This is a genomic window from Kitasatospora sp. NPDC056076, assembly GCF_042266305.1.
GTDB lineage: Bacteria > Actinomycetota > Actinomycetes > Streptomycetales > Streptomycetaceae > Kitasatospora.
In genome coordinates, this window is record NZ_JBHJWG010000025.1 from 79,193 (window position 1) to 94,756 (window position 15,564).

Here is a 15,564-nt window from a genome sequence, read left to right on the forward strand (position 1 = left end):
CATGTCGACCACCGAGACCCCCCTGCTCACCTCCCTGCGCTCGCCGCGCGTCGTCGCCGCCCGCCGGCTCGCCAAGCGGAACCAGCGCACCAAGGAGCGCCGCTTCCTGGCCGAGGGCCCGCAGGCCGTCCGGGAGGCCGTCGCGTTCGGCCGGCTGCCGGGGACGGACGAGCACGCCGTGGTCGAGGTGTACGTGGGCCTGGAGGCCGCCGAGCGGCACGCGGACATCGTCGAGGCGGCCCTGGCCGAGGGGGTGCCGGTGCTGACCGCCACCGACGAGGTGATCGCCGACATCTGCGACACGGTGACCCCGCAGGGGATCGTGGCGCTCTGCCGCTTCATCGACACCCCGTTCGCCGAGGTCCTGGCGGCCCGGCCGAAGCTGGTGGCGATCCTCGCCCACGTGCGCGACCCCGGGAACGCCGGGACGGTGCTGCGCACCGCCGACGCGGCCGGCGCGGACGCCGTGGTGCTCACCGACGCCTCGGTGGACCTGTACAACCCCAAGGCCGTCCGGGCCTCCGTCGGCAGCCTGTTCCACCTGCCGGTGGCGGTCGGCGTGCCGGTCGAGGAGGCGGTCGGGCAGCTGCGCGCGGCCGGGATCCGGGTGCTCGCCGCGGACGGCGCGGGGGAGCGCGACCTGGACCGGGAGCTGGACGAGGGCACGCTGGGCGCGCCCGGCGCGTGGGTGTTCGGCAACGAGGCGTGGGGGCTCCCGGAGGAGACCCGCGCGCTCACCGACGAGGTCGTGCGCGTCCCGATCCACGGGCACGCCGAGAGCCTCAACCTGGCCACCGCCGCGGCCGTCTGCCTGTACGCCTCGGCCCGGGCCCAGCGGTCGCCCGGCGGCTGCCGCTCGAACGGCTGATCTGCCCCGGGCGCGCGGCGTTCTCACGTTGCAAGCCCTACTACGGGGGCCTGGGAGGCGCTAGGGTCTGCCTCGGTGGGGGGAACGGCACGGTGGGTAATCGGGGAGGCAACCCATGGTCGGCAGCGGACCCGAGCTCGACCCGGACGACCTGCCGGACGGCCTGGTGGTCGCCGACGCGCTGGGCCGGGTGGTTCGCTTCAACCGGGCCGCGGCCCGGCTCACCGGCGTGCTCCCGGACGCCGCGCTGGGCAGCGCGCTGGAGGACGTCCTGCCGCTGGAGGACCTGGACGGCCGCCGCTGGTGGCAGCTGACCGACCCGTACGGCGGCCTGGCGATCCGTACCCGCCAGCCCGAGCGCAACCTGCTGCTGCCCGGCGGCCGCGAGGTGCTGGTCTCCGCCCGGTACGTCCGGGCGGTGCCCCAGGGGCCGCTGGAGCGCCTGGTGATCGCCCTGCGCGGGACCGAGGCCCGGCGCCGCACCGAGCGCAGCCACGCCGAGCTGATCGCCACCGTCGCGCACGAGCTGCGCTCCCCGCTGACCAGTGTCAAGGGCTTCACGGCGACGCTGCTGGCCAAGTGGGAGCGGTTCACCGACGGGCAGAAGCGGCTGATGCTGGAGACGGTGGACGCCGACGCGGACCGGGTCACCCGGCTGATCGCCGAGCTGCTGGACATCTCCCGGATCGACGCCGGGCGGCTGGAGCTGCGCAAGCAGGTCGTCGACCTGGCGGCCGCGGTGCGCCGGCACGTCGAGCGCAAGGTCGCCACCGGGATCCCCGAGGAGCGCTTCGACATCCGGATCAGCGAGCCGCTGACCGTGCTGTGGGCGGACCCGGACAAGGTCGACCAGGTGCTGGGGAACCTGCTGGAAAACGCGGTGCGGCACGGCGAGGGAACTGTCACCATCGAGGTGGCACCGGCCAAGGAGGTCGTCGAGGCGCCCGTCTGGGAGCGCTCCGGCACCCCTCCCCGCATCGTGGAAGGCACTGCGGTCACCGTGAGCGACGAAGGAAGCGGCATCCCCGAGGAGTCGATGCCGCGCGTCTTCACCCGCTTCTGGCGGGGCTCCAAGCGCGGTGGCACCGGCCTGGGCCTCTACATCGTGAAGGGCGTCGTGGAGGCCCACGGCGGCTCGATCCGGGTCGACCGCGCCCCCGGCGGCGGGGCCAGGTTCCGATTTATCCTGCCCGCCGGCATCCCCGACTTCATGCTCTGAGCAGCCCCTGAGGTCGGCCCCGGGCGGGCTTGACGGCAGTCGCGCTACGCGCTGCGACTACACTCGACCTTTGGCGTTGCGCAACGCCCTGTGCGGCTGTGCCGTGGACACCACTCCCCGTGAGCACGGAGAACGGCTGCCCGCGCCCCGGCCCCGCCGGGCGTGACGCGAAGGCGAGCCCACACACCTGAGCACGGACGAGCAGGAGCACGGGAAGATAGAGATGTCGGCACCCAACAAGTCGTACGACCCGGTCGAGGTCGAGGCCCTCAAGCCCGAGGTGGTGGAGCAGGCGCGCGACGAGGCGATCGCCGCCTTCGCCGCCGCCGGCTCCCTGGACGAGCTGAAGCAGGCGAAGGTCGCCCACACCGGCGACCGTTCCGCGCTCTCGCTCGCCAACCGCGAGATCGGCGCCCTCCCGCCGCACGCCAAGGCCGCCGCAGGCAAGCTGATCGGCCAGGCCCGCGGCGCCGTCAACCAGGCGCTGGCCAAGCGGCAGGCGGAGCTGGAGGCGGAGCGGGACGCCCGCGTGCTGGTCGAGGAGGCGGTGGACGTCACGCTGCCGTACGACCGCGCACCGCGCGGCGCCCGGCACCCGCTGACCACGCTGGCCGAGCGCATCGAGGACACCTTCGTCGCGATGGGCTACCAGGTGGCCGAGGGCCCCGAGGTCGAGGCCGAGTGGCTGAACTTCGACGCCCTCAACCTGGGCCCGGACCACCCGGCCCGCTCGATGCAGGACACCTTCTTCGTGCAGGCCCCGGACGGCTCCGCCGACTCCGGCGTGGTGCTGCGCACCCAGACCTCCCCGGTCCAGGCCCGCACCCTGCTCGACCGCGAGCCCCCGGTCTACGTGGTCTGCCCCGGCCGGGTCTACCGGACGGACGAGCTGGACGCCACCCACACCCCGGTGTTCCGGCAGGTCGAGGGCCTCGCCGTCGACGAGGGCATCACCTTCGCCGACCTCAAGGGCACCATCGAGGTGCTGGTCGAGAAGCTGATCGGCGGCGGCCTGGAGCTGCGCTGGCGCCCCTCGTACTTCCCGTTCACCGAGCCGAGCGCCGAGATCGACCTGCAGTGCTTCGTGTGCCGCGGCGAGAGCGTCGGCAACCCGGACCGCCCGTGCCGCACCTGCTCCTCCGAGGGCTGGATCGAGCTCGGCGGCTGCGGCGTGGTCAACCCGCGGGTGCTGGTCGCCTGCGGCGTGGACCCGAACCGCTACAGCGGGTTCGCCTTCGGCCTGGGCCTGGAGCGGATCCTGATGAATCGTCACAACGTCGCCGACATGCGCGACATGGTCGAGGGTGACGTGCGCTTCACCCTCCCGTTCGGGATGGAGATCTGATGCGCGTCCCGCTTTCCTGGCTGCGCGAGTACGTCGACCTTCCGGCCGGCGAGACCGGCCGTGACGTGGCCGAGCGCCTGGTCCGGGCCGGCCTGGAGGTCGAGACCGTCGAGCAGATCGGCGCCGACCTCAAGGGCCCGCTGGTGGTCGGCGAGGTGCTCTCCATCGAGGAGCTGTCCGGCTTCAAGAAGCCGATCCGGCACTGCTTCGTCAACGTCGGCGACGCCAACGGCACCGGTGAGCCGCAGGAGATCGTCTGCGGCGCGACCAACTTCGCCGTCGGCGACAAGGTCGTCGTCGTGCTCCCCGGCGCCGTGCTGCCCGGCCCGTTCCCGATCGCGGCCCGCAAGACCTACGGCCAGACCTCGGCCGGCATGATCTGCTCCGCCCGCGAGCTGGGCATGGGCGACGACCACAACGGCATCATCGTGCTCCCGCCGGAGTACGAGCCCGGCACGGACGCCATCGAGCTGCTCCAGCTGGTCGACGACGTGCTGGACATCGCCGTCACCCCGGACCGCGGCTACTGCCTGTCGATGCGCGGCGTGGCCCGGGAGGCCGCCGCCGCGTACGGGCTGCCGCTGGCCGACCCGGCGCTGCTCGACGTGCCGCCGGCCAACTCCTTCGGCTACCTGGTCAAGGTCAACGACCCGGCCGGCTGCGACCGCTTCGTGGCCCGCACGGTCGTCGGCGTCGACCCGACCGCCAAGTCCCCGATCTGGCTGCAGCGCCGCCTCCAGAAGGCGGGCATCCGCCCGATCTCGCTGACCGTCGACATCACCAACTACGTGATGCTGGAGGTCGGCCAGCCGCTGCACGCCTACGACAAGCAGCGCGTGGCCGGCCCGATCACGGTCCGCCGGGCGGCCGAGGGCGAGCTCCTCACCACCCTCGACGGGGTCGAGCGCAAGCTCGCCGCCGAGGACCTGCTGATCTGCGACACCAGCGGCCCGATCGGCCTGGCCGGGGTCATGGGCGGCGCCTCCACCGAGATCCTCGACCCGGCCGCCGGCCCGGGCACCACCGAGGTGATCATCGAGGCCGCGCACTTCGACCCGGTCTCCATCGCCCGCACCGCCAAGCGGCACAAGCTGCCCTCCGAGGCGTCCAAGCGCTTCGAGCGCGGCGTCGACCCGGAGGCCACCCGCGCCGCCGCGCAGCGCGCCGTCGACCTGCTGGTGCTGATCGCCGGCGGCACCGCGGAGGCCGGGGTCACCGACATCGCGGCCCCGCACCCGCTGCGCACCATCACCATCGCCGCCGACCTGCCGGACCGGGTCGCCGGGACGGTGTACGGCCGCGAGAGCGTCACCCGGCGGCTGCAGGAGATCGGCTGCTCGGTCGCGGGCGCCGACGTCCTGGAGGTCACCCCGCCGACCTGGCGGCCCGACCTCACCGACCCGTACGACCTCGCCGAGGAGGTCATCCGGCTGGAGGGCTACGACAACGTCCCCGCCCGGATGCCGAACGTCCCGCCGGGCAAGGGCCTGACCGAGGCCCAGCGGGTGCACCGCCGGATCGGCGTGGCGCTGGCCGGGGCCGGCTACGTGGAGGTCAACAACTACCCGTTCCTCGGCGAGGCCGCCTTCGAGGCGCTCGGCCTGGAGCCGGAGGACCGCCGCCGCCGTACGGTCAAGCTGGTCAACCCGCTCAACGACGAGGAACCGTCGCTGCGCACCACGATGCTGCCGGGCCTGCTCGGCACGCTGCGCCGCAACATCGGCCGGGGCAACACCGACCTGGCGGTCTTCGAGACCGGCACGGTGTTCCTGCCCAAGGACGAGCTCTCGGTGGCCCCGCGCCCGGCCGTCGACCGCCGGCCGAGCGACGCCGAGCTGGCCGAGCTGGACGCCGCGCTGCCGGACCAGCCGCGCCGGGTCGCCGTCGCCCTCGCGGGCGAGCGGCTGCCGTCCGGCTGGTGGGGCAAGGGCGACCAGGCCTCCTGGGCGGACGCCGTCGAGGCGGCCCGTACGGTGGCCCGCGCGGCCGGCGTCGAGCTGACCGTCTGCCAGGGCCAGTTGGCGCCCTGGCACCCGGGCCGCTGCGCCGAGCTGGTCGTGGCCGGCACCGACCGGGTGGTCGGTCACGCGGGTGAGCTGCACCCGCGGGTGGTCAAGTCGCTGGGCCTGCCGGCCCGTACGGCGGCGATGGAGCTCGACATCGACCTGCTGACGGCCGACGGCCCGGCGAAGGTCGACGGCCCGGCGGTCTCCGGCTTCCCGGTGGCCACCCAGGACGTCGCGCTGATCGTCGACACCGCCGTCCCGGCCGCCGAGGTCGAGGCCGCGCTGCGTTCGGGTGCGGGCGAACTGCTGGAGGCCATCCGGCTGTTCGACGTGTTCACCGGCGAACAGGTCGGCGAGGGCAAGAAGTCGCTGGCCTACGCGCTGCGCTTCCGCGCGGCCGACCGCACCCTGACCGCCGACGAGGCCACCGCCGCCCGCGAGGCGGCCGTCGCCGAGGCCGTCACCCGCACCGGCGCGGTGCTGCGCGGCGCCTGATCCGCCGTCAGGGCCTGACAGGGCCCCGTCCGGACCGCTTCGGTCCGGACGGGGCCCTTTGCGTTTCCTTGGGTTGACGGCCTGTCATCCGATCGTTTATCTCTTTACCTATGGAACTAGATAAAGGCGCTGACCAGCCCTCTCCGATCGAGTTCCGCCTGGACCCGGCCTCCGGCGTCCCGACCTACCTGCAACTCGTGCAGCAGGTCGAACAGGCGCTGCGGATGGGCTGGTTGGCGGAGGGGGACCAGCTGCCCCGGGTGCGTGAGGTGGTCGCCGGGCTGGCGATCAACCCCAACACCGTGCTCAAGGCCTACCGGGAGCTGGAGCACCGCGGCCTGGCGGTCGGACGGCGCGGCCAGGGCACCTTCGTGCGCGGGCTGCCCGCCGGAGTGGTGCCGCTGCGCGAACGGGCCGCGCTGCGGCGGGGGCTGCTGGACTGGATGCGCTCGGCGCGGACCGCCGGGCTGGACGAAGGGGGGATGGTCGCGGTGTTCGAGGACGCGCTGCGCGACCTGCGCGAGGGCCGGGACGGGGTGGTGGCGTGACGGCCGCGGACACCGTGATCGACTGCGGCGGGATCGGCAAGCGCTACCGCCGCTCCTGGGCGCTGCGGGACTGCCACCTGGCCGTCCCGGCCGGGCACGTGGTCGCACTGGTCGGCCCGAACGGCGCCGGCAAGACGACCCTGCTCAGCCTGGCCGCCGGGCTGACCCTGCCGAGCGAGGGCGCGATGACCGTCCTCGGCGACCAACTCCCCGGCTCGCCGCGGGCCTTGGACCGGATCGGCTTCGTCGCCCAGAACGCCGCGCTCTACCCCGGCCTGCCCGTGCGCGATCTGCTCGCGATGGGCCGCCACCTCAACCGGCGCTGGGACGACGCCCGGGCGCGCACCCACCTGGACGGCCTCGGCATCCCGATGGACCGCAAGTACGGCCGGCTCTCCGGCGGCCAGCAGGCGCAGGTCTCGCTCGCCCTGGCCCTCGCCAAACGGCCAGAACTGCTGCTCCTGGACGAGCCGTTGGCCGCGCTCGACCCGCTCGCCCGGCACGACTTCATGGCCGTGCTGCTGACCGCGGTGGCCGAGGACGGCCTCTCGGTGCTGTTCTCCTCGCACGCCGTCAACGAGCTGGAGCAGAGCTGCGACTACCTGGTGGTGCTGACCGGCGGCCGGGTCCAGGTGTCCGGGGAGGTGGACGACCTGGTCGGCGGCCACCGGATGCTCACCGGCCCCACCGCCGAGGCCGACGCGGTCGCCGAGCGGCTGCCGGTGGTCCGCGACCGCCGGGCCGGCGCCCAGTCCCACCTGCTGGTGCGCACCGGCGGCCCGGACGCGCCGGTCTCCGCCGGCTGGCGCCAACAGCGCATCGGCCTGGAGGAGTTGGTGCTCGCCTACCTGCGCGAGCCGACCGCCTCCGCGCTGCCCGGCCCGCGCGGGGCCGTCCGTACGAACCAGAAGGTACCGTCATGAGCGCCACCACCCTCGCCCCGCCCCGCTCCGCCGTGCTGCGGGCCGCCGGGCTGCGCCACCGGCCCGCGTTGCTGACCCTGCTCGCGGTGATGGGCGTGGTCTCCGTCGCCCTGTTGCTGCACGGCTGGTACCTGCACGACGGCCTGGACCGCACCGGCGCGGGCTCCTGCGATCCGACCACCGCCGCCTGCGCGGCCACGTTCAAGCGGTTCCTGCACCAGTACGCCGACACCATGCCGATGCTCGGCAACGTGTCCTACGTCCTGGGCGGCATGTTCGGTGCCTTCCTCGGCGGCCCGCTGCTGGCGCGGGAGTTCGAGCACGGCACGGTGCGCTTCGCCTGGACCCAGGGGGCCGGGCGGACCCGCTGGACGGCGGGCGGCCTGGTGCTGGGCGGCGCGGTGCTGGCCGTGGTGGCGGCGCTGTTCGGGCTGGTGCTGCGCTGGTGGAACGCACCGCTGGAGCTGCTGGGCGGACAGTTCCACCCGGACCTCTTCGTGCAGGCGTCGCCGGTGCTGGTCGGGCGGGTGCTGGTGGCCTTCGGGGTCGCGGCGCTGGCCGGCGCGGTGCTGCGCCGCACCGTGCTCGCGGTGGGCCTGGGTCTGGCGGCCTCGGTCGCCCTGCCGTTCCTCGCCGTGGCCGTGCGCTCGCACTACATGGCCCCGTTGGACGAGCCGGTGCGCGCCATGACGTCCCTCGCGGTGGACGACCGCTGGGTGCTGAGCGTCTGGTACTCGGACCCGGCCGGGAACCGGCTCTCCGAGGCGGACTTCTACAACCTCGGCGGCGACTACGCCCACCTCCAGTCCCTGGTGCACGACGGCGGGTACACCATGCACGAGGTGTACCAACCGGCGGACCGGTTCTGGCCGTTCCAGTGGATCGAGTTCGGCTGGACGACCCTGCTCGCGGTGGCGCTGTGCGCGGCGGCGGTCTGGTGGGTGCGGCGGCGGGCGGTCTGACCTGCGCCGCCCTTGATTGTTTGAAGTGTTTTCGTCAAAACCCTTGCGGCGGCGGCGGTTCCGGGCGTTTCCTTCTCGTTAGGAAGCTTTCCTAACCCATCGAGGAACCGGAGCGTCCCATGCGTCCCCAGCCCCGTCGCGCCCTCCACATAGCCCTCGCCGCCGCCCTGGTGGCCGCGCCCCTCACCGTCGCGGCCGCCTCGGCCGCCCAGGCCGCCCCCGCGGCCTCCGTCCAGCTCAAGGGCGTCGGCCTCGACGACCCGCACAAGAAGGACATCGCGATGCAGCTGGTGTCCAGTGCGGAGAACTCCTCGCTGGACTGGAAGGCCCAGTACAAGTACATCGAGGACATCGGTGACGGCCGCGGCTACACCGCCGGCATCATCGGCTTCTGTTCCGGCACCGGCGACATGCTGGACCTGGTCCAGCACTACACCGACCTCAAGCCCGGCAACGTCCTCGCCAAGTACCTGCCCGCGCTGAAGAAGGTCAACGGCAGCGCCTCGCACTCCGGCCTCGGCGACGCCTTCGTCAAGGACTGGGCCGCCGCCGCCAAGGACCAGACCTTCCAGCAGGCCCAGAACGACGAGCGCGACCGGGTGTACTTCAACCCCGCCGTCAACCAGGCCAAGGCCGACGGCCTGCGCGCGCTCGGCCAGTTCGCCTACTACGACGCCATCGTGATGCACGGCCCCGGCAACAGCTCCGACAGCTTCGGGGGCATCCGCGCGGCCGCGATGAAGAAGGCGAGGACGCCCGCCCAGGGCGGCGACGAGGCCACCTACCTCAAGGCCTTCCTGGACGCCCGCAAGGTGGTCATGAAGAAGGAGGCCGCGCACTCCGACACCAGCCGGGTCGACACCGAGCAGTCGGTGTTCCTCAACGCCAAGAACTTCGACCTCAACCCGCCGCTCAAGTGGAAGGTCTACGGCGACAGCTACAGCATCAACAGCTGACGCCCGGGCCGACGCCGTGGCGGGAGCCCGTTTCCCCGGGTTTCCGCCACCTCGGCGTTTCGATCACCTCCGTTCTGATCCCCCCCGTTTTGATCACCCCCCCCCCGCGAAAAGCCCAAGGGACTGTGAAAGTCCTGTTCATCCCGTAACGAATCGAGCAGGGGCATAACGAACGATCCCTCCCGCATTGACGCATTCGCCCGGTGGCGCTTGACTCCGTCCCCTGCCGCAGGGTTGCGGCGCAGTACAGGAGGCACCACCGATCATGATCAGACCCATGCGTCTCGCGGCCGCGGGCACGGCCACCGTGTCGCTCGCACTCGCCCTCACGGCCTGCGGCCAGACGGTGGCGGGACAGGCGCCGGCGGCGGGCGGGAGCGGGGGTGGCGGCGAGGGCATCGGGCTGCTGCTGCCGGAGAGCGCGTCCTCCACCCGGTACGACGCGTTCGACAAGCCCCTGATCGAGCAGACGGTGACGGGCCTCTGCACCAAGTGCACGGTGAGCTACGCCAACGCGGGAGGCGACGCGACCGTCCAGAAGAAGCAGTTCGACGACCTGCTCGCCAAGGGCGTGAAGGTCATCCTGCTCGACCCGGTCGACGCCAAGCTCACCGCACCGTGGGTGGACGCCGCCAACGCCAAGGGCGTGAAGGTCGTCGCCTACGACCGGCTGGCCCAGGGCAAGGTCGCCGCGTACGTCTCCTTCGACAACCAGCAGACCGGTCAGCTCCAGGGCCAGTCCCTGCTCGACGCACTCGGCCCGAAGGCCTCCTCGGCCAACGTCGTGATGATCGACGGCGCCGAGTCCGACCCCAACGCCGCGCAGTTCAAGGCGGGCGCGCACCTCGCGCTGGACGGCCGGGTCAAGATCGCCTACGAGCAGTCCGGCGAGTGGAAGCCGGACGTGGCCACCGCGAAGACGAACGAGGCCATCCAGAGCCTCGGGAAGAACGGCATCCAGGCCGTCTACGCCGCGAACGACGGCATGGCCGCCGCCGTCATCGAGGCCCTGAAGGCCGCGGGCCTCAAGAACGTGCCGGTCGGCGGCCAGGACGCCTCCCTCGACGCCGTCCGCCGGGTGCTCACCGGCGAGCAGGCGTACACCATCTACAAGCCGTACAAGCCCGAGACGGACGCGGCGGGCAGCATCGCCGTCCAGCTGGCCGAGGGCATGGACATCAGCACCACCGCCGCCACGCTCACCGACAGCGGCGGGTTGAAGATCCCCTCGCTGCTGCTCACCCCGATCGTGGTGACCAAGGCGAAGGTGGAGGCGACGGTCGTCGACGGCGGGCTCTACAAGGCGTCCGACATCTGCACCCCGCAGTACGCCCAGGCCTGCGCGGAGGCCGGGGTCAAGTAGCGCGGGCCGCGGGGCGGTCGGAAAAGGGGCGGGCCCGTACCGGAGACCGGTACGGGCCCGCCCCTCACGTCCGGGCTCAGGCGCTCGCGGTGTAGTCGTAGAAGCCGCGGCCGGACTTGCGGCCCAGCAGGCCGGCGTCGACCATCCGGGACAGCAGCGGGGGAGCGGCGTACAGCGGCTCCTTGTACTCGTCGTACATCGATTCGGCGATCGAGACGATGGTGTCCAGGCCGATCAGGTCGCACAGCCGCAGCGGGCCCATCGGGTGGGCGCAGCCGGCCTCCATGCCCTTGTCGATGTCGGAGGCGGTGGCCACGCCCGACTCGAACATCCGCACCGCGGACAGCAGGTACGGCACGAGCAGGGCGTTGACCACGAAGCCGGCCCGGTCGCGGGCCCGGATCGGCTCCTTGGCGAGGGCCTGGGTGGCGAAGGCCTCGACCCGCTCGGTGGTGGTCGCCGAGGTGGTCAGGGTCGGGATGACCTCGACCAGCTTCTGCACCGGCGCCGGGTTGAAGAAGTGCAGGCCGATGACCTGCTCCGGGCGGGAGGTGGCGGCGGCCAGCTTCACGATCGGGATCGAGGAGGTGTTGGAGGCCAGGATCGCGTCCCGGCGCTCGACGACCTGGTCCAGGGTCTGGAAGATCTTGACCTTGATGTCCTCGCGCTCGGCGACCGCCTCGACCACCAGGTCGCGGTCGGCGAAGTCGGACAGGTCGGTGGTGAAGGACAGCCGGGACAGCGCCTCGTCCCGCTGCTCGGGGCTCAGCTTGCCGCGCTTGACCGCCGTGTCCAGGGAGTTGGTCAGCCGGGTGCGGCCGAACTCCAGCGCCTCACCGCTGGCCTCCGACACCAGGACGTCCAGTCCGGCCCGGGCGAAGACCTCGGCGATGCCCGACCCCATGAGACCGCAGCCGACTACTCCGACGCGTGCGATGTCACTCACTCAGTTGCCCTTCGGTGGTGCTGGGGGTCGCCCAGCGAACTGGTGGCCCAGCGAGCTCGCTGGTCAACGGGTCGGTGTACCGGAATGGGTGCACCGGTCACCGCCCCGACGACGTTACTACTCCGTACTCGCCAGTAGGTCACCCCCTCCCCGGCACAGTGCCAGCCCGGACGGCCCCCCGATCGGGTGAGGCCGCACCGCCCGCCGGGTGCGCCCGGGCCCGCCGCCGCCCGCCGCCGGACAGAATGCCGCAGACGGGGGCCGGGGACGGGAAGGGAGCACACGGTGCCGACGGGATCGCTCACAGGACAGGTCGCCCTGGTCACCGGCGGCGGCCGGGGCATCGGCCGCGAGATCGCCGTCGGCCTGGCCGCCGAGGGCATGGCCGTCGGCCTGGTCGGCCGCACCCACGAGACGCTGACCGACACCCTCAAGGAGTGCGTCAAGCACGGCTCCCGGGGCGTCGCCGTCACCGCGGACGTCTGCCGCCCCGGCTCGGTCCGGGAGGCCGTCCGGCTGGTCGAGCGCGACCTCGGCCCGATCGACCTGCTGGTCAACAACGCCGGCCTGGTCGACCGCGCCGAGGTGCCGCTCTGGGAGACCGACCCCAACCAGTGGTGGCAGGTGATCGAGACCAACCTGCGCGGCCCCTACAACCTGCTGCGCTGCGTCCTGCCCGGCATGGTCGCCCGCCGCAGCGGCCGGGTGGTCAACCTCAACTCCGGCTTCGCGCTGCGCCCGGACGGCCACTACACCGCGTACGCGACCTCCAAGGGCGCGCTGCTCCAGCTCTCCGACAACATGGCGGACACGCTGGCCGAGCACGACGTCGTGGTGCTCGACATCAGCCCCGGCGCGGTGGCCACCGACATGACCGCGGGGATGCCGATGTTCCGGGACATGAAGGCCTGGGGCTCGATCCCGTACATGGTCGCCGTCACCGTGGACGCCGCCCGCGGCCGCTTCGACGCGCTGCACGGGCGGTTCATCCACGCCGGGCGGGACGACCTGGCGGAGCTGGTCGCCCGGGCCGACGCGATCCGCGCGGTGGACGCCCGGACGCTGCGGCTGCGCCCGTACAAGGACGACGACCCGATGGCCTGACCGGCTTCGGCGGGAGCTCAGTCGGGGGCGGGGAGTTCCGGTCGGGGCCGGTCACGCACACAGCTGGCTGGCGGTGACCGGCTTGAGCCCCGCCTTGGCCAGCCCGTCCAGGATCGCGGGCAGCGCGTCGATGGTGCACTGGTGCCCCATGTGCAGGGCCACCACCGAGCCGCCGCGCACCGAGCCCAGCACCCGGCGCTGGAGCTCGGCGGCGCTCGGGTCGTTGTAGTCCCGCGGGTCGACGTCGAAGGACAGCACGTGCTCGTAGCCGACGGCCTTGGCCTGGTCGCGCACCATCGAGGTGGCGTACTGCGCGGCGGAGGGGCGGAACCAGCGGCCCATCGAGCCGGTCAGCCTCGTCAGCCGGTCGGCGCACTGGGCGATCTCGGCACGGGCCTGGTCCGGTGTCATCGCGGAGATGTTGAGGTGGTTCTGGGTGTGGTTGCCCAGTTCGTGGCCGCCGTCCAGGATCCGCCGGGCCATCTGCGGCTGCTGGTCCAGCCAGCTGCCGACCGCCATCACGGTCAGCTTGACGCCGCGCTGCTCGGCGGCCTCCAGCAGGGTGGTGGCGAGCTTCGGGTCGCCGCTGCCGTGGACGGTGAGCGCCACGTTCTTGCCGGTGCGCGGCCCGTACACCACCTCGTACGGGGTGCCGGCCGCCAGCGGCGTCAGGACGGGCGGGGTCGGCGGGGCGGAGGCCGGCGCCGAGGCCTGGGCGGCGGCCGGGGTCGGTTCGCCGCCGGGCTGCGGCTCGCCCGCGGCGCCCGGGGTGGTCGGGGCGGGGGAGGCGGGCCCCTCGCCGCCGTTCCAGGCCGGGTCGGTGGTGTGCTGCGGGTCGACACTGCCGGGGTGCGCGGCGAGCGTCCCGGTGTCGGCCCGGCGGGGCGTGCCGCTGCCGCAGGAGGTGAGGAGTCCGCCGGCGGCGGACAGGGCGGCCAGCTTGGCGGCGGTGCGCAGTACGGTGCGGCGGTCGGCAGTCATCGGCAGCCAGCATAGAGAGGACGGACCCTCCCGGCGATCCGGCAGCGCCGTCCGACGCCGTCCGACGCACCGTCCTTGACGTGCACACACTCCGTCTTCCGGGTGTTGCAGGAACCTGAACTCCCGCTGTTTCCACGGCGTGTCGTTGGATACGATCACCGCGCACCGCGTGTTACGGGGCAGTAGGCACATTCCGGCATTGCGCATTGGGGGCGGAACATGATGCACCACGAGGACACCGCGGCCGTCGACCAGGACACCCGCACCGGCTGGGAGTGGGCCAGAGCGGACGACTGGCAGCCGCCGAGCGAGCTCGACACCGGCATCCCGCACACCGCCCGGATGTACGACTACTACCTGGGCGGCAAGGACAACTTCGAGGCCGACCGCAAGGCCGCCCAGGCCGCCATCGCCGCCTACCCGGCGCTGCCGCTGCTGGCCCGCACCAACCGCCAGTTCCTCGGCCGGGCCGTCGAGTTCGCGGCGGGCCGGGGGATCCGCCAGTTCGTCGACATCGGCACCGGCATCCCGACCGTCGGCTCCACCAACGAGGTCGCCCAGCGGGTCGCCCCGGACGCCCGGGTCGTCTACGTCGACAACGACCCGATCGTCGCCACCCACGCCCGCGCCCTGCTGGCCGGGCACCCGGCCGGGCACACCTCGGTCATCGAGGCCGACCTGCGCGACCCGGAGGCGATCCTGCGCCACCCCGCGCTGGGCGCCGCCATCGACCTGTCCCAGCCCGTCGCGCTGATGCTCGTCGCCGTCCTGCACTTCATACGCGACGAGGAGGGCGCCCAGCAGATCGTCCGCACCCTGCGCGAGGTGCTCGCCCCCGGCAGCGCCCTGATCCTCTCCCACGGCAGCCCCGACTTCGCCTCCCGCGAGAGCGCCGCCGAGGGCACCCGGATCTACCGGAGCGCCAGCGCGCCGCTGGTCCTGCGGCCCCGGGCCGGCGTCGAACCCTTCTTCGGGGACTTCGAGTTCGTCGGCCCCGGCCTCGTCCAACTCCCGCTCTGGCGCCCCACCGCGGGCCACCTGCGCACCACCGAACTGCCCGAGGGCTGGCAGGACGTCTCCGCCTACGCCGGCGTCGCCCTCAAGCCGTGACCGGACCCGGCCCACTCGTGGGTCCGTGACGACGACCGGCCCCGGCGCCCCCCTCCGGCGCCGGGGGCCGGCCGCCCCACACCGAGCAGACTACGTACGGGCACTGACAATCCCTCACCCTCCCGGCTACCCTGCGGCGTGACCACCGACCTGCCGCCGCTGCCCACCGACGTCGCCGAACTGCTGCGGAGCGTCGACGCCCCGCCCCGACTGGTCGCCCACCTCGCGCTGGTGCACCAGGTCGCCGAGCAGGTCGTCGAGTTCTGCGCCGCCGAGGGCCTGGCCTTCGACCCACCACGCCGTCCGCTACGGCGCCGCCACCCACGACATCGGCAAGGTCGTCCACCCCGAGGAGCTCTCGGGCCCGGGCTCCGCGCACGAACCCGCGGGCCACGCCCTGCTGTCGGCCCGCGGCGTCCCCGAGGAACTGGCCCGCTTCGCCCGCACCCACGCGAGCTGGGGCGAGCCCGGCACCACCACCGAGGACCTGCTGGTCAGCCTGGCCGACAAGGCCTGGAAGAACCAGCGGGTCCGCGACCTGGAGGACCGGGTGGTCGAGCGGCTGGCCGCCGCCACCGGCCGCGAGCGCTGGGAGGCCTTCCTCGCCCTGGACGACCTGCTCACCCGGATCGGCGAGGACGCCCCGCGGCGGCTCGCCCTGCAGGCCGCGCATCCGGTGCGTACCGGGAGGAATTGACGCGACAGCGCGCGGCGGGCGGTGTGGGGTTCCGAGGCGAC

The 15,564-nt window shown here is 73.1% G+C and carries 14 protein-coding genes and 1 pseudogene; 13 read left to right on the plus strand and 2 right to left on the minus strand.

Annotated features, from left to right (window positions below; genetic code table 11):
• Nucleotide 1 precedes the first annotated feature (1 nt).
• The 9 genes from ACFC1T_RS21585 (at nt 2) to ACFC1T_RS21625 (ending at nt 10,685) form a co-directional block, all read left to right on the plus strand.
• Nucleotides 2-868 (plus strand): TrmH family RNA methyltransferase, encoded by an 867-nt coding sequence (locus tag ACFC1T_RS21585; protein WP_375890886.1) that lies wholly within the window; start codon nt 2-4, stop codon nt 866-868.
• A gap of 115 nt (nt 869-983) precedes the next feature.
• Nucleotides 984-2,087, plus strand: a complete 1,104-nt coding sequence (locus ACFC1T_RS21590) for an ATP-binding protein (RefSeq protein ID WP_375890888.1) — start codon at nt 984-986, stop codon at nt 2,085-2,087.
• A gap of 223 nt (nt 2,088-2,310) precedes the next feature.
• Nucleotides 2,311-3,432: a phenylalanine--tRNA ligase subunit alpha gene (gene pheS / locus ACFC1T_RS21595; protein WP_375890889.1), complete on the plus strand. Its 1,122-nt coding sequence runs from the start codon at nt 2,311-2,313 to the stop codon at nt 3,430-3,432.
• The gene (gene pheT / locus ACFC1T_RS21600) at nt 3,432-5,933 is read left to right on the plus strand and encodes a phenylalanine--tRNA ligase subunit beta (protein WP_375890891.1); all 2,502 of its coding nucleotides are present in this window, start codon (nt 3,432-3,434) and stop codon (nt 5,931-5,933) included. The genes pheS and pheT overlap by 1 nt, the downstream gene beginning before the upstream one ends.
• A 110-nt stretch (nt 5,934-6,043) precedes the next feature.
• On the plus strand, nt 6,044-6,481 hold the full coding sequence (locus tag ACFC1T_RS21605) for a GntR family transcriptional regulator (RefSeq protein WP_375890893.1): 438 nt from the start codon (nt 6,044-6,046) through the stop codon (nt 6,479-6,481).
• On the plus strand, nt 6,478-7,404 hold the full coding sequence (locus tag ACFC1T_RS21610; protein ID WP_375890895.1) for an ATP-binding cassette domain-containing protein: 927 nt from the start codon (nt 6,478-6,480) through the stop codon (nt 7,402-7,404). The genes ACFC1T_RS21605 and ACFC1T_RS21610 overlap by 4 nt, the downstream gene beginning before the upstream one ends.
• Nucleotides 7,401-8,366 carry a hypothetical protein gene (locus tag ACFC1T_RS21615; protein ID WP_375890897.1) on the plus strand — a complete coding sequence of 322 codons (966 nt, stop codon included), beginning with the start codon at nt 7,401-7,403 and terminating at the stop codon, nt 8,364-8,366. The genes ACFC1T_RS21610 and ACFC1T_RS21615 overlap by 4 nt, the downstream gene beginning before the upstream one ends.
• A 119-nt stretch (nt 8,367-8,485) precedes the next feature.
• Nucleotides 8,486-9,322, plus strand: a complete 837-nt coding sequence (locus tag ACFC1T_RS21620) for a chitosanase (protein ID WP_375890898.1) — start codon at nt 8,486-8,488, stop codon at nt 9,320-9,322.
• 277 nt (nt 9,323-9,599) lie between these two features.
• On the plus strand, nt 9,600-10,685 hold the full coding sequence (locus ACFC1T_RS21625) for a sugar ABC transporter substrate-binding protein (protein WP_375890900.1): 1,086 nt from the start codon (nt 9,600-9,602) through the stop codon (nt 10,683-10,685).
• A 76-nt stretch (nt 10,686-10,761) separates the two neighbouring features.
• Here the strand turns inward: ACFC1T_RS21625 and ACFC1T_RS21630 are convergent, their stop codons facing one another.
• Complete coding sequence (locus ACFC1T_RS21630) at nt 10,762-11,631, minus strand: 3-hydroxybutyryl-CoA dehydrogenase (RefSeq protein ID WP_375890902.1); 870 nt, start codon at nt 11,629-11,631, stop codon at nt 10,762-10,764.
• A 285-nt stretch (nt 11,632-11,916) separates the two neighbouring features.
• Between ACFC1T_RS21630 and ACFC1T_RS21635 the strand changes: the two genes are divergently transcribed.
• The gene (locus ACFC1T_RS21635; RefSeq protein ID WP_375890904.1) at nt 11,917-12,735 is read left to right on the plus strand and encodes an SDR family NAD(P)-dependent oxidoreductase; all 819 of its coding nucleotides are present in this window, start codon (nt 11,917-11,919) and stop codon (nt 12,733-12,735) included.
• Between the two features lie 51 nt (nt 12,736-12,786).
• On the opposite strand, the gene ACFC1T_RS21640 is transcribed toward ACFC1T_RS21635, so the two are convergent.
• On the minus strand, nt 12,787-13,716 hold the full coding sequence (locus tag ACFC1T_RS21640; RefSeq protein WP_375890906.1) for a polysaccharide deacetylase family protein: 930 nt from the start codon (nt 13,714-13,716) through the stop codon (nt 12,787-12,789).
• A 219-nt stretch (nt 13,717-13,935) separates the two neighbouring features.
• Between ACFC1T_RS21640 and ACFC1T_RS21645 the strand changes: the two genes are divergently transcribed.
• From ACFC1T_RS21645 to ACFC1T_RS21655, 3 genes and pseudogenes are all read left to right on the plus strand, one after another.
• Nucleotides 13,936-14,826, plus strand: a complete 891-nt coding sequence (locus tag ACFC1T_RS21645) for an SAM-dependent methyltransferase (RefSeq protein ID WP_375890908.1) — start codon at nt 13,936-13,938, stop codon at nt 14,824-14,826.
• Nucleotides 14,827-15,154: 328 nt separating this feature from the next.
• A pseudogene (locus ACFC1T_RS21650) lies at nt 15,155-15,277 on the plus strand (phosphohydrolase); the annotation flags it as partial.
• Nucleotides 15,278-15,376: 99 nt separating this feature from the next.
• Nucleotides 15,377-15,523, plus strand: coding sequence for a hypothetical protein (locus tag ACFC1T_RS21655; RefSeq protein WP_375890910.1), 147 nt, complete (start codon nt 15,377-15,379; stop codon nt 15,521-15,523).
• Nucleotides 15,524-15,564: the final 41 nt, after the last annotated feature.

Bases quoted from the DNA above. Each gene is read 5' to 3' on its own strand.
- pheS (WP_375890889.1), top strand. From the start codon at position 2,311: ATGTCGGCACCCAACAAGTCGTACGACCCGGTCGAGGTCGAGGCCCTC.
- ACFC1T_RS21645 (WP_375890908.1), top strand. From the start codon at position 13,936: ATGATGCACCACGAGGACACCGCGGCCGTCGACCAGGACACCCGCACC.
- ACFC1T_RS21620 (WP_375890898.1), top strand. From the start codon at position 8,486: ATGCGTCCCCAGCCCCGTCGCGCCCTCCACATAGCCCTCGCCGCCGCC.
- ACFC1T_RS21605 (WP_375890893.1), top strand. From the start codon at position 6,044: ATGGAACTAGATAAAGGCGCTGACCAGCCCTCTCCGATCGAGTTCCGC.
- pheT (WP_375890891.1), top strand. From the start codon at position 3,432: ATGCGCGTCCCGCTTTCCTGGCTGCGCGAGTACGTCGACCTTCCGGCC.
- ACFC1T_RS21640 (WP_375890906.1), bottom strand. From the start codon at position 13,716: ATGACTGCCGACCGCCGCACCGTACTGCGCACCGCCGCCAAGCTGGCC.
- ACFC1T_RS21625 (WP_375890900.1), top strand. From the start codon at position 9,600: ATGCGTCTCGCGGCCGCGGGCACGGCCACCGTGTCGCTCGCACTCGCC.
- ACFC1T_RS21590 (WP_375890888.1), top strand. From the start codon at position 984: ATGGTCGGCAGCGGACCCGAGCTCGACCCGGACGACCTGCCGGACGGC.
- ACFC1T_RS21585 (WP_375890886.1), top strand. From the start codon at position 2: ATGTCGACCACCGAGACCCCCCTGCTCACCTCCCTGCGCTCGCCGCGC.
- ACFC1T_RS21615 (WP_375890897.1), top strand. From the start codon at position 7,401: ATGAGCGCCACCACCCTCGCCCCGCCCCGCTCCGCCGTGCTGCGGGCC.